Below are 23,527 nucleotides of genomic sequence, written 5' to 3'. Positions count from 1 at the left end.
CGCGGCGGAATTGATCCCGACTAGCCGTCGTTTCGCCGAAGGTGCCGCCGTCGCGGACTTCTCAGGACTTTCTCAGGTCGACGGCACATTTCTGCACGTCAAGACGTGTGAGATAGGGAATCGCTGGGAACTCTCAGAGCTGATCTGTCGTTGAACTCGATGACAGAACAAAGCCGAACGGGAGGTCGCTATGGCGAACGCCAGCACGAGCAGATTTGACGGCGATCTGGATGCTCAAAGCCCCGCAGCGGATCTAGTGCGCGTATATCTGAACGGAATCGGTAAGACGGCACTGCTCAATGCGGCGGGTGAGGTCGAACTCGCGAAGCGCATCGAGGCCGGGCTCTACGCCGAACACCTGCTCGCAACGCGTAAGCGCCTCGGGGAGAACCGTAAACGCGATCTAGAGGCCGTGGTGCGGGATGGTCAGGCGGCGCGTCGTCACCTGCTGGAAGCCAACCTGCGTCTGGTGGTGTCGCTGGCCAAGCGGTACACCGGTCGCGGCATGCCATTGCTGGACCTGATTCAAGAGGGCAACCTCGGGCTGATCCGCGCGATGGAAAAGTTCGATTACACAAAGGGATTCAAGTTCTCGACCTACGCGACGTGGTGGATCCGTCAGGCGATCACCCGCGGCATGGCCGACCAGAGCCGCACCATCCGGCTGCCGGTCCATCTGGTGGAGCAGGTCAACAAGCTGGCGCGGATCAAGCGCGAGATGCACCAGAACCTGGGACGCGAGGCCACCGACGAGGAACTGGCCGCCGAGTCCGGCATCCCGGTGGAAAAGATCAACGACCTGCTCGAGCACAGCCGCGACCCGGTGAGCCTCGACATGCCGGTCGGTTCCGAGGAGGAAGCACCGCTGGGTGACTTCATCGAGGACGCCGAGGCGATGTCGGCCGAGAACGCGGTGATCGCCGAGCTGCTGCACACCGACATCCGCAGCGTGCTGGCCACCCTGGACGAGCGTGAGCACCAGGTCATCCGGCTGCGTTTCGGCCTGGACGACGGTCAGCCGCGCACCCTGGACCAGATCGGCAAGCTGTTCGGCCTGTCCCGCGAGCGGGTCCGCCAGATCGAGCGGGACGTAATGTCCAAACTCCGCAACGGGGAGCGCGCCGACAGGCTACGGTCGTACGCGAGCTAACACCTCACTCGAGCTAGGTAGCAGACGGTATGCCCGCCGCGTCCGCGGCGGGCATACTGCTTGCCTGGGAGGCGTTACAACCATTCGCGCAGCTGGCCAAGTAGACTCAGCGTCGACGGAGGGTGCTGAATGAACGACCTGGTTGACACCACCGAGATGTACCTGCGGACCATCTACGACCTCGAAGAAGAGGGCGTGACGCCGCTGCGTGCCCGAATCGCCGAACGCCTGGATCAAAGCGGGCCGACTGTCAGCCAAACCGTGTCGCGCATGGAGCGGGACGGTTTACTTCACGTGGCCGGCGACCGCCACCTCGAGCTCACCGACAAGGGCCGGGCGCTGGCCATTGCCGTGATGCGCAAGCACCGCCTCGCCGAGCGATTGCTGGTCGACGTCATCGGGCTGCCCTGGGAAGAGGTGCACGCCGAGGCGTGCCGCTGGGAGCACGTGATGAGCGAGGACGTCGAGCGCCGGCTGGTGAAGGTGCTCAACAACCCGACCACCTCGCCCTTCGGCAACCCGATCCCCGGGCTCCTGGACCTGGGCGTGGGCCCGGAGTCCTGGTCCGAGGACGGCCCCCTGGTCCGGCTGACCGAGCTGCCCGCCGGCGCGCCGGTGGCGGTCGTGGTGCGGCAGTTGACCGAGCACGTCCAGGGCGACATCGACCTGATCTCCCGCCTGAAGGACGCCGGTGTGGTCCCGAACGCGCGCGTCACCGTCGAGACCAGTGCCGCCGGGGTCACCATCGTCATCCCGGGCCACGAGAACGTCACCCTGCCGCACGAGATGGCGCACGCGGTCAAGGTCGAGAAGGTCTGACCCCGGCGCTTGGCGCCCGTCGCCGCGCTTGCCACTACCCCACCCTGCGACCGAACGGCCGGCGCGGTGGCAGCCGCACGCCGAACTGCTTGGCCAGCCGGTAACCGGTCAGCGCCAGCTCCCTGATGTCGTCGGGCCGCAGACCGGATTGCAACGCGGTGTCCAGCATCCCCGCCATCCGATGGTCGGGGTCACAGCGCAACGCCTCCGCCAGCGACACTCCGGCGAGCGGGCCGTCGCCGCGGGCATAGGCGCTGAACGCGATCAGGACCAGCGCCTCGACCCGCCAGGGCGAGGGCAACGTGCGCGCCAGCAGTGCCCACAGCGACTCGGCCTCGCCGGCGCTCTCCCCCACCGCCAGGGCATACAGGATGTCGCGCACCTGTGCGTCGCACAGGGCACAGCCCAGCGTCGCCACCTCCGCGTCCGATAGCGATTCCCCGCCCGCGACCCGGGAGGCGGCGGCCATCGCCGCCTCCACGTCGCGGCGGGTGCAGCGCACCGGATGCGCACGATGCGCCGCCCGGCGCCGGGCGGCCTGTTTGCCGACCACGGCGGCCAGCGCCGCGCTGCGCGCCGGGTCGTCGGGCGCGATGACCGCCTGCAGGTCGGCACGACGCGCATAGAGCCGCCTGCCCTCCAGCACCGCCGCGGCCGCCAGCGGCGAGGCCGCGGGATCTTCGACCACGCCGCTCGACCCGCAGCCCTCGGCGCAATGCCACCGCCCGCCGAGCGCCACCTGGTCCACCACGTGGGTGGCGTAGAGCTCAATGTCGTGCTCCGACAAGGCTTCTGCCAGCGCCACCGAGAGCTGACGGTATTCCTCGTTGCAGCTTGGGCAGTAGGCGCCGTCGGCGTCGACGATCACCGCGATCACGGCCTCGGGGGCCGCCGCCGCGGCGACCTCCGCCAGGTGTCCCACCCGGTCGATGACCTCCTCGGAGAGGTCGACGCGCATCACCGACCCGAGTTCACCGTCGCCCAAAGACACTAATATCAATGAATTTTCGGGAACGAAGCCGAGAACGGCCGGCAGCGCCGCGATGAGTGCGCCGGGGCGGGACAGTTCGAAGTCTGCTCGATGCGTCGTCATGGGCACCACGCTGACGGCGGCCACCGTCAGGCGGTGCTCAGGTGCGCGGGTGCGGCGGCGGACCTGTGGATGAACCCAGCACTGTGCGTTGTGCTGCCTTACTGTTTAAGCCATGAGTTCGGCGCAAGAGTACGACATGGTGGTCATCGGGTCCGGGCCCGGCGGCCAGAAGGCCGCCATCGCCTCGGCCAAGCTCGGAAAGTCGGTCGCCGTCGTCGAACGCGGCCAGATGCTCGGCGGCGTGTGCGTGCAGACCGGCACCATCCCGTCAAAGACATTGCGCGAGGCGGTCCTCTACCTCACCGGGATGAGCCAGCGCGAACTCTACGGCGCCAGCTACCGCGTGAAGGAGAAGATCACCCCGGCCGATCTGCTGGCCCGCACCCAGCACGTGATCGGCAAGGAAGTCGACGTGGTGCGCAACCAGCTGATGCGCAACCGGATCGACCTGCTGATCGGTCACGGGCGTTTCATCGACCCGCACACCATCGAGGTCGAGGACCCGTCGCGGCGCGAAAAGATAACCATCACTGGTAAATACGTCGTCATCGCCACCGGCACCCGGCCGGCGCGGCCCTCCGGCGTCGAGTTCGACGAACACCGGGTGCTCGACTCCGACGGGATCCTCGATCTCAAGTCGCTGCCCACCTCGATGGTGGTGGTCGGCGCCGGCGTCATCGGCATCGAGTACGCCTCGATGTTCGCCGCGCTGGGCACCAAGGTCACCGTCGTGGAGAAGCGCGAGGACATGCTCGACTTCTGCGACCCCGAAGTCGTCGAGGCGCTGAAGTTCCACCTGCGCGACCTGGCGGTGACGTTCCGGTTCGGCGAGGAGGTGACCGCGGTCGACGTCGGGTCGGCGGGCACCGTCACCACCCTGGCCAGCGGCAAGCAGATTCCCGCCGAGACGGTGATGTATTCGGCCGGGCGGCAGGGCCAGACGGATCATCTCGATCTGCACAACGCCGAACTGGAAGCCGACAACCGCGGACGGATTTTCGTCGACGACAACTTCCAGACCAAGGTGCCCCACATCTATGCCGTCGGCGACGTGATCGGCTTCCCCGCCCTGGCCGCCACGTCGATGGAGCAGGGCCGCCTGGCCGCCTACCACGCGTTCGGGGAGGCGAGTGACGGCATCACAGAGCTGCAACCGATCGGCATCTACTCCATCCCCGAGGTCTCTTACGTCGGCGCCACCGAGGTGGAGCTGACGAAGAACGCAGTCCCCTACGAGGTCGGCGTGGCCAGGTACCGCGAGCTGGCCCGCGGCCAGATCGCCGGCGACTCCTACGGGATGCTCAAGCTGCTGGTGTCCACCCAGGACCTCAAGGTGCTCGGGGTGCACATCTTCGGCACCAGCGCCACCGAGATGGTGCACATCGGGCAGGCGGTGATGGGCTGCGGCGGCACGGTGGAGTACCTGGTGGACGCGGTGTTCAACTACCCCACGTTCTCCGAGGCGTACAAGGTGGCGGCGCTCGACGTGATGAACAAGGTCCGGGCGCTCAACCAGTTCCGCCACTAGCCGTGGCGACCCGCCACTAGCCCGGCTGCGAACTGGAGTGGCGACCCGCTGCGCCCGGCTGCGCCGCGCTGGCGATCGCCACGGCCGCGCTGGCGATCGCCACGGCCGCGCTGGCGATCGCCGCTAACAGGCGTCTTGCAGGTCGCCCGCGACCGGATCGCCGGGGCCGCCGGCCTCGGCGCGGGCCAGCAGTTCCGCGGTGTGCGCATCGAACGGCGCCGAATACGACATGTTCGCCGCGCAGCCACCCCGCTCCAGACCGCCGATCACCCCGATCAGCGTCGTCCCGCTGACCCAGGGCGCGCCGCTGGTGCCGTCCACCAGCCCCTCGCAAGCCAGCGCAGGAAACCCGGTGTCGGTGACCGACGTGCTGGCCTGACACCCGATGGGCGAGCCCCCCACGCCGGCCGGATACCCCAGCACGGTGACGCGGCTGCCCGGCGGAGGCGTCACACCCAGCGTCAGCGCCAGGCCGACCCGCGACTCGACCGGGGCACCTGCGTCGTTGCTGACCCGCGCGATCGCATAATCGGCGTGCGGGTCTTTGCTGGCCGTCCAGCGCGGGTCCAGGTAGACCGCGTCGGCCTTCCACACATCGGCGGGACCGGGCGGGGCATCGCCGGCGAAACCGGGAACGAACGTGATCAGCGACGCTCCGGCCAGGCAGTGCGCGGCGGTCATGATCAGGTTGCCACCCGTCGAATGCACCACGGAACCGGTGCACACGTGCAGCGGGCCGCCATCGATGAAGATCGCCCCGATGCGCCGATCCGGCTCGACCGGACCGGCGACGGCCTTCTGTTCGGGCTGGCTGAGCCGCTGCACAGGATCGCCGACGCGCGGGGCGGATACCGGCGCACCCGAAACATGCTCGACGGGCCGGTGACACGACGTCAGCGACGTCGCCACCCCCAGCACCGAGCAGAGCATCAGGATCCGAATGCGCATCGCCTTCATCATGCCTGACCGGGGGGCGGCAAGCCGACTCACACATGTGGCGGTGCGCCGCGCGGTTTGCTGGCGCGCCCTCGGGTGAGGCTTCGCCGTTGCTTGCGGATTACGCCTGAGACTTATCACGTTTCAGCTATAAGCGTGACGCAAAGTTCGCTGAGCGATGTGGGTGCCGCCTGATTCGGGGGACACTTGGTAGGGCACCCTGGAAGGACCCCGAGAGGAGGCGATCGCAGATGGCTCACCACCAAGACCCAGCTGACCGGTACCAGCCGGGGCAGGCCGGGATGTACGAGCTCGAGCTGCCGGCGCCGCAGCTGTCGACGTCCGACGGCCGCGGTCCGGTGCTGGTGCACGCCCTGGAGGGCTTTTCCGACGCCGGTCATGCCATCAAGCTGGCGTCCGCGCATCTGAAGGCGGTGCTAGACACCGAGCTGGTCGCGTCCTTCGCGATCGACGAATTGCTGGACTACCGGTCCCGGCGGCCGCTGATGACGTTCAAGACCGATCACTTCACCCACTACGAAGAGCCCGAGCTGAACCTCTACGCGCTGCGCGACACGGTCGGCACCCCGTTCCTGTTGCTGGCCGGCATGGAGCCGGATCTGAAGTGGGAGCGCTTCATCACCGCGGTGCGGCTGCTGGCCGAGCGCCTCGGCGTCCGCCAGACCATCGGCCTGGGCACCGTCCCGATGGCGGTTCCGCACACCCGGCCGACCACCATGACGGCTCACTCGAACAATCCGGAGCTGATCGCCAACTTCCAGCCGTGGATCTCGGAGATCCAGGTTCCCGGCAGCGCGTCCAACCTGCTCGAATACCGGATGGGCCAGCACGGTCATGAGGTGGTCGGCTATACCGTGCACGTCCCGCACTACCTCACCCAGACCGACTATCCGGCCGCCGCGCAGGCGCTGCTCGAGCAGGTCGCCAAGACCGCGTCGCTGGAGCTGCCGCTGACCGCGTTGACCGAGGCGGCCGAGGTGATCCGGGCCAAGATCGACGAGCAGGTCGAGGCGAGCGCGGAGGTCGCTCAAGTGGTGACCGCGCTGGAGCGCCAGTACGATGCCTTCATCGACGCTCAGGAGAACAGATCGTTACTGGCTCGCGACGAGGATCTGCCTAGCGGCGATGAGCTAGGCGCAGAATTCGAGCGATTTCTGGCCCAGCAAGCGGAGAAGAAGTTCGACGACGACGACCATGCCTGACCCCCGCAGCACCAGCCCCTAGCCAGACCGCCTTAGCCCGGCCCGACACCAAGGTTGGCGATATGACCGAGCGGAAGCGCAATCCCACGCTCCGCCCGGTGCGTGAAGTGACCGCACCCAAACTCGAGTTCCGCACCATCCACGGTTACAAGCGGGCCTACCGCATCGCCGGTTCCGGGCCGGCGATCCTGCTGATCCACGGCATCGGCGACAACTCGACCACGTGGAATACCGTGCAGGCCAAGCTCGCCCAGCGATTCACGGTGATCGCCCCGGACCTGCTGGGGCACGGGCGATCGGACAAGCCGCGCGCCGACTACTCGATCGCGGCCTACGCGAACGGGATGCGTGACCTGCTCAGCGTGCTCGACATCGAGCGGGTGACGATCATCGGTCACTCGCTGGGCGGCGGCGTTGCCATGCAATTCGCCTATCAATTCCCGCATTTGGTGGAGCGGCTGATCCTGGTGGGTGCCGGTGGCGTGACCAAGGACGTCAACTTCGTCTTGCGGTGGGCGTCGCTGCCGATGGGCAGCGAGGCGATCGCCCTGTTGCGGCTACCGCTGGTGCTGCCGACGGTTCAGCTGATGGGACGCGTTTTGGGCATGGCGCTGGGCAGCAGCGGCCTGGCCCGCGATCTGCCCAACGTGCTGCGCATCCTCGACGACCTGCCCGAACCGACGGCGTCCGCGGCGTTCAGCCGGACGCTGCGGGCGGTCGTGGACTGGCGTGGGCAGATCGTCACCATGCTCGACCGATGTTATTTGACCGAGGCCATCCCGGTGCAAATCGTCTGGGGCACAAAGGATGTGGTGGTCCCGGTCCGACACGCGTGGATGGCGCACGCCGCGATGCCCGGCTCGCGGCTGGAGATCTTCGAAGGCTCCGGCCACTTCCCCTTCCACGATGACCCGGCCCGTTTCATCGACGTCGTCGAGCGCTTCATCGATTCCACCGACCCCGCCGAATATGATCAGGCCAATCTGCGCAGCTTGCTGCGCACCGGCGGCGGCGAGCGGGCCGTCTCGGGCCCCGCGCCCACTCGCGTCGCCGTACTGAACGCCATGGGGTCCGACGAACGCAGCGCCACCTGATCTTATGATCGATGCGGACGCCTTCGGCGCCGTACAGTCGGGCCATGGGGATCGACGTGACGGTGTTGCGGGTGTTCACCGATTCGGACGGCAATTTCGGTAATCCGCTGGGCGTGGTCGACGCGCGCCGGGTCGACCATGCCCACCGGCAGCGGCTGGCAACCCAATTGGGCTACAGCGAGACGGTTTTCGTGGACCTCCCGGCCACCGGTTCCTCAACCGCACACGCCGCCATCTACACGCCGCGCACCGAACTGCCGTTCGCCGGCCACCCGACCGTCGGCGCGACGTGGTGGCTGCGCGAGAACGGTTCGCCGATCAACACCCTGCGGGTACCCGCGGGCCTCGTGCAGGTGGGCTACGACGAAGACCGCGCCCGCATCAACGCCCGCGCGGATTGGGCGCCCGACTTCGCCCTGCACGAGTTCGCCTCGGCCGACGAGGTTCTCGCCGCCGACCCGGCGGACTTCCCCGACGACACCGCGCACTACCTGTGGGCCTGGACCGACCGGGCGACCGGATCGCTGCGGGTGCGGATGTTCGCCGCCAACCTCGGCGTGGTCGAGGACGAGGCCACCGGTTCGGCGGCGATGCGCATCACCGACTACTTGAGCCAGAGCCTGCGGATCACCCAGGGCAGGGGCTCCGTCATCGAAACGACGTGGAGCGCCGAAGGCTGGGTCGGGGTGGCCGGGCGGGTCGTCAATGACGGTGTGCGACACCTGGATTGACGGCTCGGGCCCCGCGGGCGGTCTAGCCTTGCCGGTGTAGCACGGCGGCGAGGTGGTCCTGCAGGGGTTGCCCGACCGCGCCCATCTGCACGGTGTAGGACAGTTCGTCGCCGTCGATGCGGAACGAACGGCCAAGCGCCGTCACCTCTTTGGCGCTGGGGGTCAGCCCGACGGCCGTGGTGGCCATCTGCATTTCGATGACGTCACCGCTGACCGAGTAGGTGCCCACCTCGATTTCGGTGATGCCGCTGGGATGCGCCAGGACCAGCTCGACGTGGCCCGGTTGGGGCACCCGGAGATATCCGGTTTCGGCGTGCAGCGGCTTGCCGTCGGCCACCGCCTTGGTTTTCTGCCCGTAGGCCAAAAACGGTTTACCGACGTGGGCGAACACGACTTCCTCGAGGTAGTCGAACGGCGGGATCGTCGGGTACTTTCCCGCGCCCTGGCCGGACCAGGTCCCAAGGAGCGGGGCCAGCGCCGCGAGGTCGGGATGCAAGTCAGGGGGCATGAATTTGAGCCTAGCCGGGCGACGATGCGGGCCGGGACGGCCCGGGGAGGAGCCGGGCGATTCAGACCTAGCCGGGCGACGATGCGGGCCAGGACGGCCCGGGGAGCGCTGTCAGCCCGGGGTGGCCACTCCGCGGTGATCCCGGAGCGCCTGGATCTCGCGTTCGAAATCGGCTGCGGACTCGAATGAGCGATACACCGAGGCGAACCGCAGGTAGGCCACCTCGTCGAGGTCGCGCAGCGGCCCGAGGATGGCCAAACCCACTTCGTGACTGGGGATCTCCGGGGAACCCGCGGCGCGCACGGTGTCTTCCACCTGCTGGGCCAGCAGGTTCAGCGCGTCGTCGTCGACCTGGCGGCCCTGGCAGGCGCGGCGGACGCCGCTGATCACCTTTTCCCTGCTGAACGGCTCGGTGACGCCACTGCGCTTGACCACCGCCAGGACCGCGGTCTCCACCGTGGTGAAACGTCGTCCGCACTCGGGACAGGAGCGGCGCCGGCGGATGGCCTGGCCTTCGTCGGTTTCGCGCGAGTCGATCACCCGGGAGTCGGGATGACGGCAGAACGGACAGTGCATGACCGCTCCTTCACCGTGCCGACAAACAACCGCAGGACTTCGAGCGTACCCGCGCGCCGATCTGCACGGCTACGAAGCCGTTTTCGCACAACGGTTGTCAGCCGACCGGAGCGATCAGGGTCTGGCCGGCCATCAGGTTGGGCGAGTGCAGGTCGTTGAGTTCGCGGATACGGTCGGCGACCTGGGTGGTCGGCGCGTCGGGCGCGACCCGGTGCGCGAAGTCCTGCAGCGACTCCCCCGCGTCGACGCGGACGACCGCGAGCCGGTCGGGAACGTGGGCCGCGGAGTTGGCGGAGTCGCCATTGAGCACCTGCCCGACGTTCGCGACGAGACCCAGCCACAGCGTGATCGCTCCGGCGGCCACTGCCAGCCCGATCGTCGACGCCCAGGTGGTGGCCCGCCTGCGGTGCGGAGCGACCGACATCGCCACCCCGGTGCCGTAGTAGCGCGTCGCCGCACCCGCCGGGCGGGCCGGCGCGGGCCTGCGAGACCGGGCCAGTCCGTCACGTCCGTACCGAACGCCTTGGACGGGTCCGTTGATCGGGCGCCGAAGACTGCTGATACGCGGCGCAGGCGTGTGGATGACTGTCATCTTCGTTCCTCCGGTCAACTAGCTCTCGCTCGTGTGTTCGACACTAATCGCTTGTGTGTTCGAAACCCGAACATTTGAGCGAAGCGTGTCGCACGAGCAAACGCTAGATCACACCACCGACAAGTTCGTCGGCCTCTACCACTGTCACGAGGCCCAGATACCCGATATCCCGAAGAGTTACACATTTGTGATTCACCCGACTTTGGGCCTTCTCCGCCGGCGTTCCATCCGGGGCGACACGCCACTCGAACACATGTTTGATTCTTGTTCGTCGGGCGGCTACATTCAGTGCCATGGGCGACAGCAACGACATTTCTCCGCCCGGCCCCGAAGGCCGGTTGCACTCCGTGGATCCTTCGCTGACCGAGCGGCAGCGCACCATTCTGAATGTCATCCGCGCGTCGGTCACCAGCCGCGGCTACCCGCCGAGCATCCGCGAGATCGGCGACGCCGTCGGCCTGACGTCGACCTCATCGGTGGCACACCAGCTGCGCACCCTGGAGCGCAAGGGATACTTGCGGCGCGATCCCAATCGTCCGCGAGCGGTCGATGTCCGCGGGGCCGACGACGAGGTGGCGGCGCCCGCCACCGAGGTGGCCGGCTCGGATGCCCTGCCCGAACCCACGTTCGTCCCGGTGCTCGGGCGTATCGCGGCGGGCGGACCGATCCTGGCCGAGGAGGCCGTCGAGGACGTCTTTCCCCTGCCGCGCGAATTGGTCGGCGAGGGAACGCTTTTCCTGCTCAAGGTGGTCGGCGATTCGATGGTCGACGCCGCGATCTGTGACGGCGACTGGGTGGTGGTGCGTCAGCAGAACGTCGCCGACAACGGCGACATCGTCGCGGCGATGCTCGATGGCGAAGCAACCGTCAAGACGTTCAAACGCGCTGGCGGTCAGGTCTGGCTGATGCCGCACAACCCGGCGTTCGACCCCATCCCCGGCAACGACGCGAGCGTGCTCGGCAAGGTCGTCACGGTCATCCGCAAGGTCTGACGCGCGAGGAGTCAGTCGGCCCGGGTGAAGCCGTTGGCCAGCGCGACTTCCTCGCTCGACAACCAGATTTCGGCGAGCGTGTCCTGATACAGGTCGCTGCCCGGCGTGTAGTACAGCCCGTAACGCGCACTGGCCTTGATCGGGTATCCGTCGGGCGCCTGGTACGGGTCGTCGAGCGGCAGATGGATCGTCGGCCGGCCGTCCGGGCCCGCCAGACCGTTTTCCGAGCCGTCCTCGGCGTCGTCGGCGGCGGCGTGCCGACCGCTACGCGCCGGCGTCCCCGCGGCGACCGCACCGGCGCCCACGGCGTCCGCCGCGTCGGCTCCCGTGGCGCTGGCGGCCCCCGACTCGACGTCGGGCTCGGGCGTGGCGACGTCGAGGTAGTCGTCCTCGGGCTCGGCGGTCTCCAGGGCGCCGGTCACGGCGTCGGTGTCCGGTGGGGTGCGGGGAACGACGACGTCGGGATACTCGTCGTCCGGGTAGGCCTGGCGCGCATAGTCGGCGTCGGGGTCCTCGGCGTCGACGTAGGCCGCGTCGTCCGCGGTCTCGGGCTCGGCGAGCTCGGGGACTTCGTCGGTGTAGTCGGTGTAGTCGGACTCGGCCGCGGGATAGTCGGCCTCTGACAGCATCTCCTCGGAGACGACGGGGATGGAGTCGGTGTCGACGGCGTCGGGGTCGTCCTGCTCGAATCCGTAATCGCTCTCGGCCGGAGCCTGACGTTGCCAGCTGACCCGCCCGACGTCCGGCGCCGGTTCGGCCGGCGCGCTCAGCGGCGCGAACGACTCGGCGTCGTGCTCGGAATCGTCGTGCCCCCACGGGCCGTCGGCGTCGTAGCCGAAGTCGCGGCCGCGGTCGGGCGCATAGCCCGCAACGTCGGGTTGCCCGGGCCGGCGCCGGCGCCAGCCGAACAGCACCCACGCCAGGAGTACGAGCAGCACCAACACCGGAATGGCGGCCATCAGCCACCACCAGTGCCAGGTGAACTTCTTGGCGTGCGCCGGCATGGCCGAATTGCTGGGCTGGTTCTGACCCGACACCTGCAGGCCGGACAGCAGGGGCGCCAGGTTGGCCGGTTCCGTGCTGAACGTGTTCTTGGCCCGGTTCCATGAGATCTTGCCGCCGGTGAACTGCTGCGAAATCACGTCGCCGTTCACGGTTTGGTCGCCGACCGGCGCGCCGAGCTTGCCGGCGGGGGCGCGGAGCTTGTCCCACGCCGCCTTCATCGCGCCGCGGATGACGAACGCGCCGTGCTCCGACGTCCAGAAGATGACCGGCTTGTCGGCGGCGGAGAAGGTGCAGACCTTGCTGGAAGGGCCTATGCCGCCGTCGGTTTCGTTGGTGGTGGGGAATCCGAGGTCGCTGCCCACCGGGCCGCCCAGCGACTCGTATTTGGCCAGGATGTCGCTCTCGACGGCGTTCGCGCCGGTGGCCGGCGTGAAGAACACCTTTCCGCCGGCGAAGTTCTGAGCGATCCCGTCACCGCCGACGGAATATTGGCCGCCCTGCTTGGCGCCCAACGGCCCGCTGGGTCCGCCCGCCGCGCGCCACGCCGTGTTGATCGCCGCGGTGGGATCGATCGCCACCTGCAGACCCTTCAACTGATCGGCCAGCGCCGGCGGTTCGGTGGTGAACTGCTTGGTCTGCCGGTTCCACGAGACCTGGCCGCCGCTGAATTTCTGCGAGGACACCTCGCCGCTGTAGGTCTCGTCGCCGACCGGCACGCCCAGCACCCCGCCCGAGCTGCCCAGCTTGTCCCAGGCGGTGTTCAGCGCGCCGCGCACCACGAACGGGCCGTGCTCGGGTGTCCAGAAGATCACCGGCTTGTCGCTGGCCGAGAAGGTGATCACCCGGCTGTCGGGGCCGGATAGACCGGGCACTTCGTTGATGGTCGGGAAGCCCAGGTCGCTGCCGGCCGGCCCGCCGAGCTGCTCGTATTTGTCGAGGACGGGCCCGTAGGCGAACTTGGCTCCGGTGGCCGGGGTGAAGAACATCTTGCCGCCGTCGAAGTCCAGGGCGAAACCGTCCCCGACGGGGTACACGTCGCCCTTGCGAGCGCCCAATGGTGAGGTGTCGCCGCCGGCCTTGTCCCAGGCGGCCATGATCGCGGCTTCGGCGTCGCCGATAGGACTCGCTACCGCGGTGGGGGCCAGCAGCACGGCGGCCAGTGCGGTGGTCGTCAAGCTGACCAGCGCGCTTCCGATCAGCTTGCGCATGTGACCTCTCTGCACCTTCACCAAGCCTCCCAGCCGGCGGATAGGGATCTATCTGCGGCTATGCCCTTACCTGCATAACCGGCGAGCGGGCCGTGCTTGCGCGGAAAATGGACCCGCGCACGATCAGCCTTACCGCCGGGCTCGCATAACTTTGCTCCAACCAACAAGAAATGCGAAGTCAAATCACGAATTTTACAAAAACGGATACCACACCGATGTCGAAATGATGCGTGCCCATGGCCCAATCGCGACCCGCCGGGCCACCGTTCGCGCTGTGTTGCGGATATCGCACAGAAAAGCGGCCGGAGCGCGCGCTCGAGGAACGCCGCCGGACTGCCGACTCGCACAGCCGAATTGCGCCGGACGCGGCCGCCCGCGGTGCAGGAGGCGTCGCCCGCGGGGCGATCGCGGGCCTGACTATGCGCGACGACGCGCCCGGCGTACCCGAGACACATCCGCCGACGGTATGGGAACCACCACCGAATTCACGCCCGCACCGACCGCTGGTCGACAAATTCGACCGCGGCTGCCGAAGCTACCCAGCAAACGAAACGCTATACACCGAGGCTGCGGCCGATGATTTCCTTCATGATCTCGGTCGTGCCGCCGTAGATGGTTTGCACCCGCGCGTCCAGATAGGCACGGGCAACGGGATATTCACGCATGTAGCCGTAACCGCCGTGCAGCTGCAGGCAGCGGTCGATCAGGTGCACCTGCTTTTCGGTGCAGTACCACTTGGCCATCGCGGCCTGTTCGGCGGTCAGCTTGTGGTCCAGGTGCAGGCGCACGAACTCGTCGACCATCATGCGGACCACGGTCGCCTCCGTCGCCAGCTCGGCGAGCACGAACCGGCTGTTCTGGAAGCTGCCGATCGGCTTGCCAAATGCCTTGCGCTCCTTGGTGTATTGCAGAGTCTGCTCCAGCACCTGTTCCATGGCCGCGGCCGCCATGATGGCGATCGAGATCCGTTCCTGCGGCAGGTTCTGCATCAGGTAGATGAACCCCATACCCTCCTGGCCCAGCAGGTTTTCGGCCGGCACGTGCACGTCGGTGAACGACAGCTCGGCCGTGTCCTGTGCGTCCAGCCCGATCTTGTCCAGGTGCCGGCCGCGCTCGAAGCCCTCCATGCCGCGCTCGACGGCGAGCAGCGAGAAGCCCTGTGCGCCCTTTTCCGGGTCGGTCTGCGCGACCACGATCACCAGGTCGGAGTTGATTCCGTTGGTGATGAACGTCTTTGACCCGTTGAGCACGTAATGGTCGCCCTGCTTGACCGCGCGGGTCTTGATGCCCTGCAGATCGCTGCCGGTGCCCGGCTCGGTCATCGCGATCGCCGTAATCAACTCTCCGGTACAGAATTTCGGCAGCCAGCGCTGCTTCTGCTCCTCGGTGGCCAGGGCCAACAGGTACGGCGCCACGATGTCGTTGTGCAGGCCGAAACCGATGCCGCTGTAGCGGCCCGCGGTGGTCTCCTCGGTGATGATCGTGTTGTACCGGAAGTCGGGGTTGCCGCCGCCGCCGTACTCCTCGGGCACCGCCATGCCGAGGAAGCCCTGCTTGCCGGCCTCCAGCCAGACGCCGCGGTCGACGATCTTCGCCTTCTCCCACTCGTCGTGATAGGGCGCGACGTGGCGCTCGAGGAAGCCCCGGTAGGACTCACGGAACAGGTCGTGCTCTGACTCGAAAAGAGTGCGCTGGTATTTGATGGCGCTGCTCATGGAAGACCTCCGGCGAGTGGGATTCTGCAGCCCAACATATACCAACCGGACGGTTGGTCGGCGGCTGGCGGGGTCGGCTACCGCCCTCGTCGGGGTTATGGGGCGCCGCCGCGCAGCACATCGCCCGGTCGTGGGGCAAACGCCCGTTAGTCGGCCGAGAACTCGCGCAGCCGGCCGGCCAGGGCCGTCGGGACCCGGGCCCTGATCCGGGTGCCCTCGGCGTTGTGCTCCTCGGTCTGGACGCGTCCGTCGGCGTGCAGGCGCGCCACCAGGTCGCCGCGGTGGTACGGGATCACCACGTCCACGGCGGTGTCGGCGGGCACAGCGAGCTCGGCGATCCGGCGGCGCAGCGCGTCGATCCCGTCGCCGGTGCGCGCGGAGACGAACATGGCGTCGGGCAGGGCGTGGCGCAGCTTGGCCAGCGCCAAATCGCTTGCGGCGTCGACCTTGTTCACCACCACCAGCTCCTGCGGGGCGCCGCCGTCGTGGTCGGTCCCATAGCCGGCGATGACGTCGGAGACCACCTGGCGGACCGCGTTGATCTGCGCCAGGGGGTTGACGTCGGAGCCGTCGACGACGTGCACCAGCAGGTCGGCGTCGACGACCTCTTCCAGCGTGGAGCGGAACGCCTCGACCAGTTGGGTGGGCAGGTGCCGGACGAATCCGACGGTGTCGGTGAGCACGAACGGCCGGCCGTCCTCGAATTCGGAGCGCCGGGTGGTGGGCTCCAGGGTGGCGAACAACGCGTCCTGTACCAGCACCCCGGCCCCGGTCAGCGCGTTGAGCAGGCTCGACTTGCCGGCGTTGGTGTAGCCGACGATGGCGATCGCGGGCAGGTCGCTGTGCACCCGCCGGCTGCGCTGGGTATCGCGAACCTGCTTCATGTCCTTGATCTCGCGGCGCAGCTTGGCCATCCGCTCGCGGATGCGCCGCCGGTCGGTCTCGATCTTGGTTTCACCGGGACCGCGCAGGCCCACGCCTCCCCCGCTGCCGCCGGCGCGGCCACCGGCCTGCCGCGACATTGATTCACCCCAGCCGCGCAGCCGCGGCAGCATGTATTCCATCTGGGCCAGCGTGACCTGCGCCTTGCCCTCCCGGCTGGTGGCGTGCTGGGCGAAGATGTCGAGGATCAGCGCGGTGCGGTCGATGACCTTGACCTTCACGGCCTTCTCCAGGGCGGTCAGCTGCGCCGGGGACAGCTCACCGTCGCAGATGACGGTGTCGGCGCCGGTCGCCAGCACCACCTCGCGGAGCTCCTGGGCCTTGCCCGAGCCGATGTAGGTCGACGGGTCGGGCTTGTCGCGGCGCTGGATCAGCCCCTCGAGCACCTGGGAGCCGGCGGTTTCGGCCAGGGCGGCGAGCTCGGCCATGCTGGCCTCGCTGTCGGCGGCGGTGCCGTCGGTCCACACGCCCACCAGGACGACCCGCTCGAGCCGGAGCTGGCGGTATTCGACCTCGGAGATGTCGGTGAGTTCGGTGGACAGGCCGGCGACGCGGCGCAGCGCCGACCGATCTTCGAGGGCGAGTTCGCCCGTGCTGGGCTCCGGTGCGGCCGGAGAGTGATCGCGGAATTCGGGATGTGTCATAGGCAATACAAGATGATGCACGCGAAAAAGGTTTTGTGCACTCGATTTAACGCTGCTGTTCGCGCCACCATTCCTCGCTGAGTTCTCCTTGGGCCACCAGCACGGACGGTCCGCGCAGGAAGCTGGTGGCCTCGGTGATGGTGACGACGACCTCGCCGCCGGGCACCCGGACGGTCAGGGCGCCGGTGGCCGCACCGGCACCGGCCAGCGCGGCGACGGCGGCCGCCACCGTTCCGGTGCCGCAGGAGCGCGTCTCGCCGACTCCCCGCTCGTGCACGCGCATGTGCACCGCCCCGTCGGCGGGTGCGGTGACGATCTCGACGTTCACCCCGTCCGGGAACTGGGTCGCGTCGAAGCTGACCGGCGCGGCCACGTCCAGCGCCGCCAGCGCGTCGGGCGTCAGATCCTGGTCCACACAGGCCAGGTGCGGGTTGCCGACGTCGACCGCCAGGCCGGAGAACCGCCGCCCCCCAACCACCGCCTTCCCTGGGCCCAGGGTGTTGGCCTTGCCCATGTCGACGCTGATGTCGGCGGTGGTCGCGTCGGCGCGGTGCACGACGACCGGCCGCGGGCCCGCCAGCGACCCGACCACGAACTCGTCGCGGGACTCCATGCCGCTGGCGCGCAGGTAGTGCGCGAAGACCCGCACGCCGTTGCCGCACATCTGGGCGACCGATCCGTCGGCGTTGCGGTAGTCCATGTACCAGTCGCCAGGGTCCACACCGTCGGGCACCCGGTCGAGCACGCCGGCCGAGCGCGCCGCACCGGCGGTGGTGACCCGCAGCACCCCGTCGGCGCCCAGCCCGCGGCGGCGGTCGCAGAGCGCTTCGACCCGCTGCGCGGTCAGGCTCAGCTGGGCCTGCGGGTCCGCCAGCACGACGAAGTCGTTCTGGGTGCCGTGGCCCTTGGCGAATTTCACCTGCTCAGGATACGTGGCGCCAGGCCCGCACGGCGGCGTCGACGAGCGGGGCGCGATCGGCGGCATCGAGCCACTGCACCCGGTGGTCCCGGCGAAACCAGGACCGCTGGCGCCGTACGTACCGGCGGGTGCCGACGAAGGTCTGCTCGCGCGCCTCGCGCAGCCGATCCGCATCCGGGCCCGCCGGACCGCCCGCATCCAGGGCGGCGAGCACCTGCGCGTAGCCCAGCGCACGCGACGCGGTGACCCCGTCGCGCAAACCCCGCTCCAGCAGTCCGATTACCTCGCCGACCAGACCCTGATCGAACATCGCGTCGGTGCGCCGCGCCAGCCGGTCGTCGAGAATCGTTGTGTCGCAGTCCAACCCGACGATGGCGGTGTCCCACCGCGGCGCGCCGATCCGCGGCGCGGAGGCGGCGAACGGCTGACCGGTCAGCTCGACCACCTCCAGGGCGCGCACGGTGCGCCGGGCATCGGTGGGCAGTATGGCCGCGGCCGCGGCGGGATCGCGCCGGGCCAGCTCGGCGTGCAGCTCGCCCACCCCCACCTCGGCCAGCCGCTGCTCCCAGCGGGCGCGCACCGCGGGATCGGTGGCGGGAAACGACCAGTCGTCGAGCAGCGACTGGATGTAGAGCATCGAGCCGCCCACGATGACGGGCAGCGCGCCCCGGGCCGCGATCGCTTCGACGTCGGCCGCCGCGGCGCCCTGATAGCGGGCGACGGTCGCGGTCTCGGTGACGTCGAGGACGTCGAGCTGGTGATGTGGGATGCCGCGACGGGCCTCGACGGGCAGCTTCGCCGTGCCGATGTCCATGCCGCGATAGAGCTGCATGGCGTCGGCATTGACGATCTCGGCGCTCACACCGAGCCGCTCGACCCGGTCGGCGAAGTCGAGGGCCAGCTGCGACTTGCCGGTGCCCGTGGGCCCGATGATTGCCAGGGGGCGCACGGCCGTCACAACTGCCAGGCGCCGGCGAAATAACCCACCCCGTAGGGCGCTCCGCGGTACAGCTGCTTGGCCGATCGGGGCCCGGGACCGGCCAGGCCGGCCAGCACCTGGAACGCGACCCGTCCCAGGATCTGGTCCGGCAGCTGGCGCAGGGCGGTGACGTCGCCGCTGGCCAGCGCGTCGTCCAGGGCCTCTTGCGCGGCGGCGTTGTCGGGGTCGTACCCGCCGGGGGCGGCCGGTGTCAGTGTGTTCGCGCCGTCGGCCACCACCAGCACCCCGACCGGCTCGGGTGACCGGTCGATCTGCGCGCGCAGGCGGTTGCCGAGCTTGCACGCGGCGGCGGCGTCGCGGTCGCCGCGGTAAACCCGGACCCGTGCGCTGGCCTGCGGCTGCGCCTGGCCACGCACCCACCCGGCCAGCAACGCGCACACGGGAAGCGGCACCGGCGTCGCGGCGTCGTGGGGCCGCGGAGACAACTGGACGGGCACGTCGACGCCGAAACCGGCGAACGTGCCCACGGTGTCGGGACCGAACTCGTCGTCGTCAGGACCCGTTCCGATCGCCACCCAGCGGTCGGGCAACAGCGCCGCCGCGGCAAGCGTCGCGGTGAGAAGCGCGGCCACCTCGGAGGCGGCCGCTCCGGCCAGTTCGGGCACCAGGACCGGCGCCGACGGGACGATCGCGATCGCGCTGAGCACGCCACCAAACTAACGTGGCCGCAAAGGTCACCACCCGGAGGTGTCGGCCACCACCAGACGGTCACTGAAGGGGCCGAAGTCGCCTTCGGTCGGTGCCGCCCGGGGCGGCACTTTTCGCGAGGCACCGTCTCCGCGGGAATCGGACTGATCGATGCTGGCGGCCTCGCCGCGGGCCAGGGCGATCGTGGCGCCGATGACGACGGCGACCGCGCCCACCAGCACGAACGCCTTGGGGCCATGGGCATTCAGCGTCTCACCCAGCACCAGCACCCCGAGCAGGCCGGCGACCACCGGCTTGGCCACCGTCATCGTCGGCAACGACGCGGTCAGCGCGCCGGCGCGGAACGCCGATTGCTGGAAGATCATCCCGCACAGGGCCACCAGCAGCCAGGGCACGAACTCCGGCGAGGTCAGCACGGCCACCGGGCCGCGCTCGGACATCTCGACGACGCCCTTGGTCAGCACCGCAAACAGCGCCAGCGAGGAGCCCGCCACCACCGCGAGCAGGACGGCCGCGAACGGGCTGCCGGCCCGCAGCCGCGCCGTCACCACGCAGGCCACCAGCAGCGGCACCATCACCAGGGCGACGATGATCCAGGTCTGCAGCGGCGCCCGCTGCACGCCGGCCGCCGGATCCCCGACGATGATGACGACCGCCAGCGCGGCCGCCAGGATGAGCGCCCACATCCACTCCCGGGGTTGCACCCGGTGATGGGCGAGGCGCGCGTAGATGGGCAGCGCGAACAGCAGCGCGGTCACCTGCAGGGCGGTCACCAGCACCACCGAACCCCAGGCCAGGGCGGCGGCCTGCAGGCTGTAGTTGGCGATCGCGGCCAGGCCGCCCAGCCACCATCGGGCGTCCCGCAATGACATGCGGAACAGTTCCAGATGGCCGACCGGCTTGTCGGTGATCTCGTGCGCGGAGCGCTGCCGGATCACGTCGCCGACCGCGGATGCCAGCGCCGCGCACACTGCAAGCAACGCCGCGACATCAACCTTCGACATTCTCGACCCCTCCGCCCCTAGACTGTCCGACCCAGCTTTCCCCGGGGCGCAGGCAAATACACGCACAATTTGCGTTCAGTTCAACTACAAATCTATGACGTTCCACACGTTGCTAACTGCGCCGCAGGTAACCGTTCAACTACTACTTCAGCAATCTATGCAACGCGTGGGATAACTCTAAGAGAACTACACAGGTAGCTGTGCGCGATGGCAAAGGCCTTTCGCTGCCAGCGTCTTTCGCCCGCCGCGCGCCGCCCCGGATGGGACAAGTGTCACAACATCTCCCCGCCCGCCCGGCGCGCCGCCGGCCGCGGTCCTCAAGGCGGCTACGCGCGCGGTCGCGGGCCGGCGGGGAGGCGATGGCCACCGCCGCCGGAGCATCCACAGGGTGCCGGCGCCGTGCTGGTGCCGGTCCGGTCAGGAATGCCAAGGTGGCGGCGTGGGGCAGGGCAAGCTGCTTGAATATCGTTAGGCGGCTGTTGGGCGAACCCTGGGGGTTCCGGCAGCTGCAGGACTATGGTGCCGCTACGCGCGGCAGGTGCGCGGGACTCGGACCGCGCGGAAGGTTGCGAAAGGTAGTGACGAGCGCATGACGTCTGACGAGCCTCGCGACGATTCGGCTCGGCCAGTGCCGCGCCCGGGGCCGCGTCCCGGCCCCCGGCCGACACCGCGACCCACCACCGCGCACCCGCTGGTGATGCCGCCGCCCAGCAATCCGCACCAGTTCGGCCGCGTGGACGACGACGGCACGGTGTGGCTGATCAGCAGCGCCGGCGAGCGCATCATCGGCTCCTGGCAGGCCGGCGACCGGGAGGCGGCGTTCGCCCACTTCGGCCGGCGCTTCGATGACCTGGCCACCGAGGTCACCCTGATGGAGGAGCGCCTGGCGTCGGGAAGTGGTGACGCGCGCAAGATCAAGGCGCACGCGGCCGAGCTGGCCGAGACGCTGCCGACGGCGGCCGTGCTGGGTGACATCGATGCGCTGGCGGGCCGGTTGACCACCATCGCCGAGCACGCCGAGGCGACGGTCGCCGCGGAGCGCTCCCGCCGTGAGGAGCACCGGGCCACCCAGACCGCCCGCAAGGAGGCGCTGGCCGCGGAGGCCGAGGAGTTGGCCGCCAACTCGACGCAGTGGAAGGCCACCGGCGACCGGTTCCGCGCGATCCTCGACGAGTGGAAGACGATCACCGGCGTGGACCGCAAGGTCGACGACGCGTTGTGGAAGCGCTATTCGGCGGCTCGGGAGGCGTTCAACCGGCGGCGGGGATCGCACTTCGCCGAGCTGGACCGGGAGCGCTCGGGGATCCGCCAGGCCAAGGAACGCCTATGCGAGCGGGCCGAGGAGCTGTCCGACTCGACCGACTGGACCGCGACCAGCGCGGAATTCCGCAAGCTGCTGACCGAGTGGAAGGCGGCCGGGCGGGCGACGCGGGAGGTCGACGACGCCTTGTGGCGGCGTTTCAAGGCAGCCCAGGACGTGTTCTTCACCGCCCGCAACGCCGTGACGGCGGAAAAGGACGCGGAGTTCCGGGCCAACGCGGCCGCCAAAGAGGCGCTGCTGGCCGAGGCGGAGAAGCTCGACACCAGCAACCACGACGCCGCCCGCGCGGCGCTGCGCGCGATCACCGAGAAGTGGGATGCGATCGGCAAGGTGCCGCGCGAGCGGTCCGCCGAGTTGGAGCGGCGGCTGCGCGCGGTCGAGAAGAAGGTGCGCGACGCCGGCGACGTCGGCTGGTCCGACCCGCAGGCGCAGGCCCGCGCCGAGCAGTTCCAGGCCCGCGCCGAGCAGTACGAACAGCAGGCTCAGAAGGCCGCCGCGGCGGGCCGGACCAAGGAGGCCGACGAGGCTCGAGCCAACGCCGAGCAGTGGCGGCAGTGGGCGCAGGCGGCCGTTGAGGCCCTGACCCGCAAGCCTTAGCGCCCTCAGGCGCCCTTGGTCGTTCCGGGGTCGTCGGTGGTCCCGGCGGCGGGCTCGTCCAGACCGTCCAGCAGCGAGGTCGACTGCTGCGCGGCCGCGACGCGGCGCCGCTGCTCCTCGGCGGCCAGTTGCACGATGGTGCGCGACCAGACCACCCGCGCCCAGTGGTAGGTCAGCACGAGCACGGTCAGCCAGGCGACGATCAGACCCCAGCCCGGCCCCGGGTGGCCCGCGGAGACGGTCTGGCGCGACCAGATCGCCAGCATGCCCGCGGCGCCCGCGATGGCCGTGCCGGCCAGCGCGACCCAGGCCAGCGCCCAGCGCCGCGTCACCAGCGCCAGCATCGAGAAGCCCACGCCGAACACCAGCGCCAGCCAGGCGAACACCCGCGACGGCAAAGCCACGGCGGCCGCACCGGCGTGATGGCTACCGAAGAGCACGTCCCAGCCGCGCACGTCGCCGGTGTGCGGCAAGACAAACGACGCCAGCAGCACGAACACCAGGATCGACACGAAGAAGGCCCGCGGGCCCGGGTCGATCCCGCGAGCCACCCGGCGTTCGGCGGCCTCGATCTCGGTGCGCAGGGCGCCGAGCTGCAAATCTTCGTTGTTCGTCTCTTTTTTCATCGTGCACATCCAAGGGGTTCGGCCGGGCCGACGGGCGGCCCGAGGGCGGGCATGCCAAGGCCGATGCCGCGTGGGCGCTGCCCGGCGGCGTGGGCATCACCCGCCCGGGTGCGGCGATGGGTGAGGACGCCCGCGTCGGCGATGAGGTGGTGGGGCGCGGCCCCGGTGATCGCCGTGGTGACGATGTCGCCGGGCCTGATGTCGCCCGGTGTGTCGACGGCGAAGTGCACCAGCCGGCCGTCGCGGGCCCGCCCGCTCATCCGGGCGGTGCGGCTGTCCTTGCGACCTTCGCCGGTGGCGACCAACAATTCGACGGTCTGACCGATCAACGCCTGGTTGCCCTCCAGCGAGATCGCCTCCTGCAGCTCGATCAGCCGGTCATAGCGTTCCTGCACAACGGCTTTCGGGATCTGCCCGTCGAGTTCAGCGGCCGGGGTGCCGGGCCGCCATGCCGCACGCCGCCATCACCACCGACCTGATCGTCGGGTTCCCCGGTGAGACCGAAGCGGACTTCGCGGCCACACTGGACGTGGTGCGGGCGGCCCGCTTTTCGGCCGCGTTCACCTTCCAGTACTCCAAGCGGCCCGGCACCCCGGCCGCTGAACTCGACGGGCAGATCCCGAAAGCCGTTGTGCAGGAACGCTATGACCGGCTGA

At 69.2% G+C, this 23,527-nt stretch carries 21 protein-coding genes and 2 pseudogenes; 9 read left to right on the top strand and 14 right to left on the bottom strand.

Going from position 1 to position 23,527, the window contains the following annotated elements:
• Positions 1 to 190: 190 nt before the first annotated feature.
• On the top strand, positions 191 to 1,150 hold the full coding sequence (gene sigB / locus A5646_RS13740; RefSeq protein WP_007774892.1) for a sigma-70 family RNA polymerase sigma factor SigB: 960 nt from the start codon (positions 191 to 193) through the stop codon (positions 1,148 to 1,150).
• 129 nt (positions 1,151 to 1,279) lie between these two features.
• Positions 1,280 to 1,969, top strand: a complete 690-nt coding sequence (locus A5646_RS13735; protein WP_066860726.1) for a metal-dependent transcriptional regulator — start codon at positions 1,280 to 1,282, stop codon at positions 1,967 to 1,969.
• A 34-nt stretch (positions 1,970 to 2,003) separates the two neighbouring features.
• Here the strand turns inward: A5646_RS13735 and A5646_RS13730 are convergent, their stop codons facing one another.
• Entirely contained in the window at positions 2,004 to 3,062 is a 1,059-nt protein-coding gene (locus A5646_RS13730; protein ID WP_066879812.1) for a DUF4192 domain-containing protein, read from the bottom strand.
• A 112-nt stretch (positions 3,063 to 3,174) separates the two neighbouring features.
• Between A5646_RS13730 and sthA the strand changes: the two genes are divergently transcribed.
• The gene (gene sthA / locus A5646_RS13725; protein ID WP_066860729.1) at positions 3,175 to 4,590 is read left to right on the top strand and encodes a Si-specific NAD(P)(+) transhydrogenase; all 1,416 of its coding nucleotides are present in this window, start codon (positions 3,175 to 3,177) and stop codon (positions 4,588 to 4,590) included.
• A gap of 123 nt (positions 4,591 to 4,713) precedes the next feature.
• Here the strand turns inward: sthA and A5646_RS13720 are convergent, their stop codons facing one another.
• Positions 4,714 to 5,550 carry a serine protease gene (locus tag A5646_RS13720; protein ID WP_067022087.1) on the bottom strand — a complete coding sequence of 279 codons (837 nt, stop codon included), beginning with the start codon at positions 5,548 to 5,550 and terminating at the stop codon, positions 4,714 to 4,716.
• A 227-nt stretch (positions 5,551 to 5,777) separates the two neighbouring features.
• On the opposite strand from A5646_RS13720, the gene A5646_RS13715 reads away from it, so the two are divergent.
• The 3 genes from A5646_RS13715 to A5646_RS13705 all read left to right on the top strand — a co-directional run bounded on the left by A5646_RS13715 (position 5,778) and on the right by A5646_RS13705 (position 8,574).
• On the top strand, positions 5,778 to 6,749 hold the full coding sequence (locus A5646_RS13715; RefSeq protein ID WP_066860735.1) for a proteasome assembly chaperone family protein: 972 nt from the start codon (positions 5,778 to 5,780) through the stop codon (positions 6,747 to 6,749).
• A gap of 62 nt (positions 6,750 to 6,811) precedes the next feature.
• Entirely contained in the window at positions 6,812 to 7,843 is a 1,032-nt protein-coding gene (locus A5646_RS13710; RefSeq protein WP_066879756.1) for an alpha/beta fold hydrolase, read from the top strand.
• Positions 7,844 to 7,887: 44 nt separating this feature from the next.
• Positions 7,888 to 8,574, top strand: a complete 687-nt coding sequence (locus A5646_RS13705; protein ID WP_066879754.1) for a PhzF family phenazine biosynthesis protein — start codon at positions 7,888 to 7,890, stop codon at positions 8,572 to 8,574.
• 22 nt (positions 8,575 to 8,596) lie between these two features.
• On the opposite strand, the gene A5646_RS13700 is transcribed toward A5646_RS13705, so the two are convergent.
• The 3 genes from A5646_RS13700 to A5646_RS13690 all read right to left on the bottom strand — a co-directional run bounded on the left by A5646_RS13700 (position 8,597) and on the right by A5646_RS13690 (position 10,250).
• Positions 8,597 to 9,082, bottom strand: coding sequence for a peroxynitrite isomerase (locus A5646_RS13700; protein ID WP_067022085.1), 486 nt, complete (start codon positions 9,080 to 9,082; stop codon positions 8,597 to 8,599).
• 111 nt (positions 9,083 to 9,193) lie between these two features.
• Positions 9,194 to 9,658 carry a transcriptional regulator NrdR gene (gene nrdR, locus A5646_RS13695; RefSeq protein WP_066860744.1) on the bottom strand — a complete coding sequence of 155 codons (465 nt, stop codon included), beginning with the start codon at positions 9,656 to 9,658 and terminating at the stop codon, positions 9,194 to 9,196.
• Between the two features lie 97 nt (positions 9,659 to 9,755).
• Complete coding sequence (locus A5646_RS13690; protein ID WP_066860747.1) at positions 9,756 to 10,250, bottom strand: LysM peptidoglycan-binding domain-containing protein; 495 nt, start codon at positions 10,248 to 10,250, stop codon at positions 9,756 to 9,758.
• Positions 10,251 to 10,543: 293 nt separating this feature from the next.
• Here A5646_RS13690 and lexA point away from each other — a divergent pair, with 293 nt between their 5' ends.
• Positions 10,544 to 11,242, top strand: a complete 699-nt coding sequence (gene lexA / locus A5646_RS13685) for a transcriptional repressor LexA (RefSeq protein ID WP_066860750.1) — start codon at positions 10,544 to 10,546, stop codon at positions 11,240 to 11,242.
• Between the two features lie 11 nt (positions 11,243 to 11,253).
• Here the strand turns inward: lexA and A5646_RS13680 are convergent, their stop codons facing one another.
• The 7 genes from A5646_RS13680 to A5646_RS13650 all read right to left on the bottom strand — a co-directional run bounded on the left by A5646_RS13680 (position 11,254) and on the right by A5646_RS13650 (position 20,327).
• Positions 11,254 to 13,455 (bottom strand): LGFP repeat-containing protein, encoded by a 2,202-nt coding sequence (locus A5646_RS13680; protein WP_067022083.1) that lies wholly within the window; start codon positions 13,453 to 13,455, stop codon positions 11,254 to 11,256.
• A 554-nt stretch (positions 13,456 to 14,009) separates the two neighbouring features.
• Positions 14,010 to 15,170 carry an acyl-CoA dehydrogenase family protein gene (locus tag A5646_RS13675; RefSeq protein WP_007774924.1) on the bottom strand — a complete coding sequence of 387 codons (1,161 nt, stop codon included), beginning with the start codon at positions 15,168 to 15,170 and terminating at the stop codon, positions 14,010 to 14,012.
• Between the two features lie 146 nt (positions 15,171 to 15,316).
• The gene (gene hflX / locus A5646_RS13670; RefSeq protein ID WP_067022081.1) at positions 15,317 to 16,756 is read right to left on the bottom strand and encodes a GTPase HflX; all 1,440 of its coding nucleotides are present in this window, start codon (positions 16,754 to 16,756) and stop codon (positions 15,317 to 15,319) included.
• Positions 16,757 to 16,802: 46 nt separating this feature from the next.
• Positions 16,803 to 17,675 (bottom strand): diaminopimelate epimerase, encoded by an 873-nt coding sequence (gene dapF / locus A5646_RS13665; RefSeq protein WP_067022088.1) that lies wholly within the window; start codon positions 17,673 to 17,675, stop codon positions 16,803 to 16,805.
• A 4-nt stretch (positions 17,676 to 17,679) separates the two neighbouring features.
• The gene (miaA, locus tag A5646_RS13660; RefSeq protein ID WP_066879807.1) at positions 17,680 to 18,624 is read right to left on the bottom strand and encodes a tRNA (adenosine(37)-N6)-dimethylallyltransferase MiaA; all 945 of its coding nucleotides are present in this window, start codon (positions 18,622 to 18,624) and stop codon (positions 17,680 to 17,682) included.
• Positions 18,625 to 18,629: 5 nt separating this feature from the next.
• On the bottom strand, positions 18,630 to 19,322 hold the full coding sequence (locus tag A5646_RS13655; protein WP_067022079.1) for a hypothetical protein: 693 nt from the start codon (positions 19,320 to 19,322) through the stop codon (positions 18,630 to 18,632).
• Between the two features lie 27 nt (positions 19,323 to 19,349).
• A complete protein-coding gene (locus A5646_RS13650; RefSeq protein ID WP_066860762.1) occupies positions 19,350 to 20,327 on the bottom strand; it encodes a DMT family transporter in 978 nt (325 codons plus the stop codon).
• 589 nt (positions 20,328 to 20,916) lie between these two features.
• Between A5646_RS13650 and A5646_RS13645 the strand changes: the two genes are divergently transcribed.
• A complete protein-coding gene (locus A5646_RS13645; protein ID WP_066860765.1) occupies positions 20,917 to 22,245 on the top strand; it encodes a DUF349 domain-containing protein in 1,329 nt (442 codons plus the stop codon).
• A 5-nt stretch (positions 22,246 to 22,250) separates the two neighbouring features.
• Here A5646_RS13645 and A5646_RS13640 read toward each other — a convergent pair whose 3' ends face one another.
• The gene (locus tag A5646_RS13640; RefSeq protein WP_067022077.1) at positions 22,251 to 22,871 is read right to left on the bottom strand and encodes a hypothetical protein; all 621 of its coding nucleotides are present in this window, start codon (positions 22,869 to 22,871) and stop codon (positions 22,251 to 22,253) included.
• Positions 22,868 to 23,317: pseudogene (locus A5646_RS13635) on the bottom strand (tRNA (N6-isopentenyl adenosine(37)-C2)-methylthiotransferase MiaB); the annotation flags it as partial. The pseudogene A5646_RS13635 and the gene A5646_RS13640, both read right to left, overlap by 4 nt.
• Positions 23,318 to 23,319: 2 nt before the next feature.
• Between A5646_RS13635 and A5646_RS13630 the strand changes: the two are divergent.
• Positions 23,320 to 23,527: pseudogene (locus tag A5646_RS13630) on the top strand (tRNA (N6-isopentenyl adenosine(37)-C2)-methylthiotransferase MiaB); the annotation flags it as partial.

The sequence above is a fragment of the Mycobacterium sp. 1245499.0 genome, from assembly GCF_001673615.1.
In the GTDB taxonomy this organism is placed as follows: domain Bacteria; phylum Actinomycetota; class Actinomycetes; order Mycobacteriales; family Mycobacteriaceae; genus Mycobacterium; species Mycobacterium europaeum_A.
The sequence above is the reverse complement of the archived record's forward strand: the minus strand, read 5'-3'. Positions and strand labels throughout refer to the sequence as shown.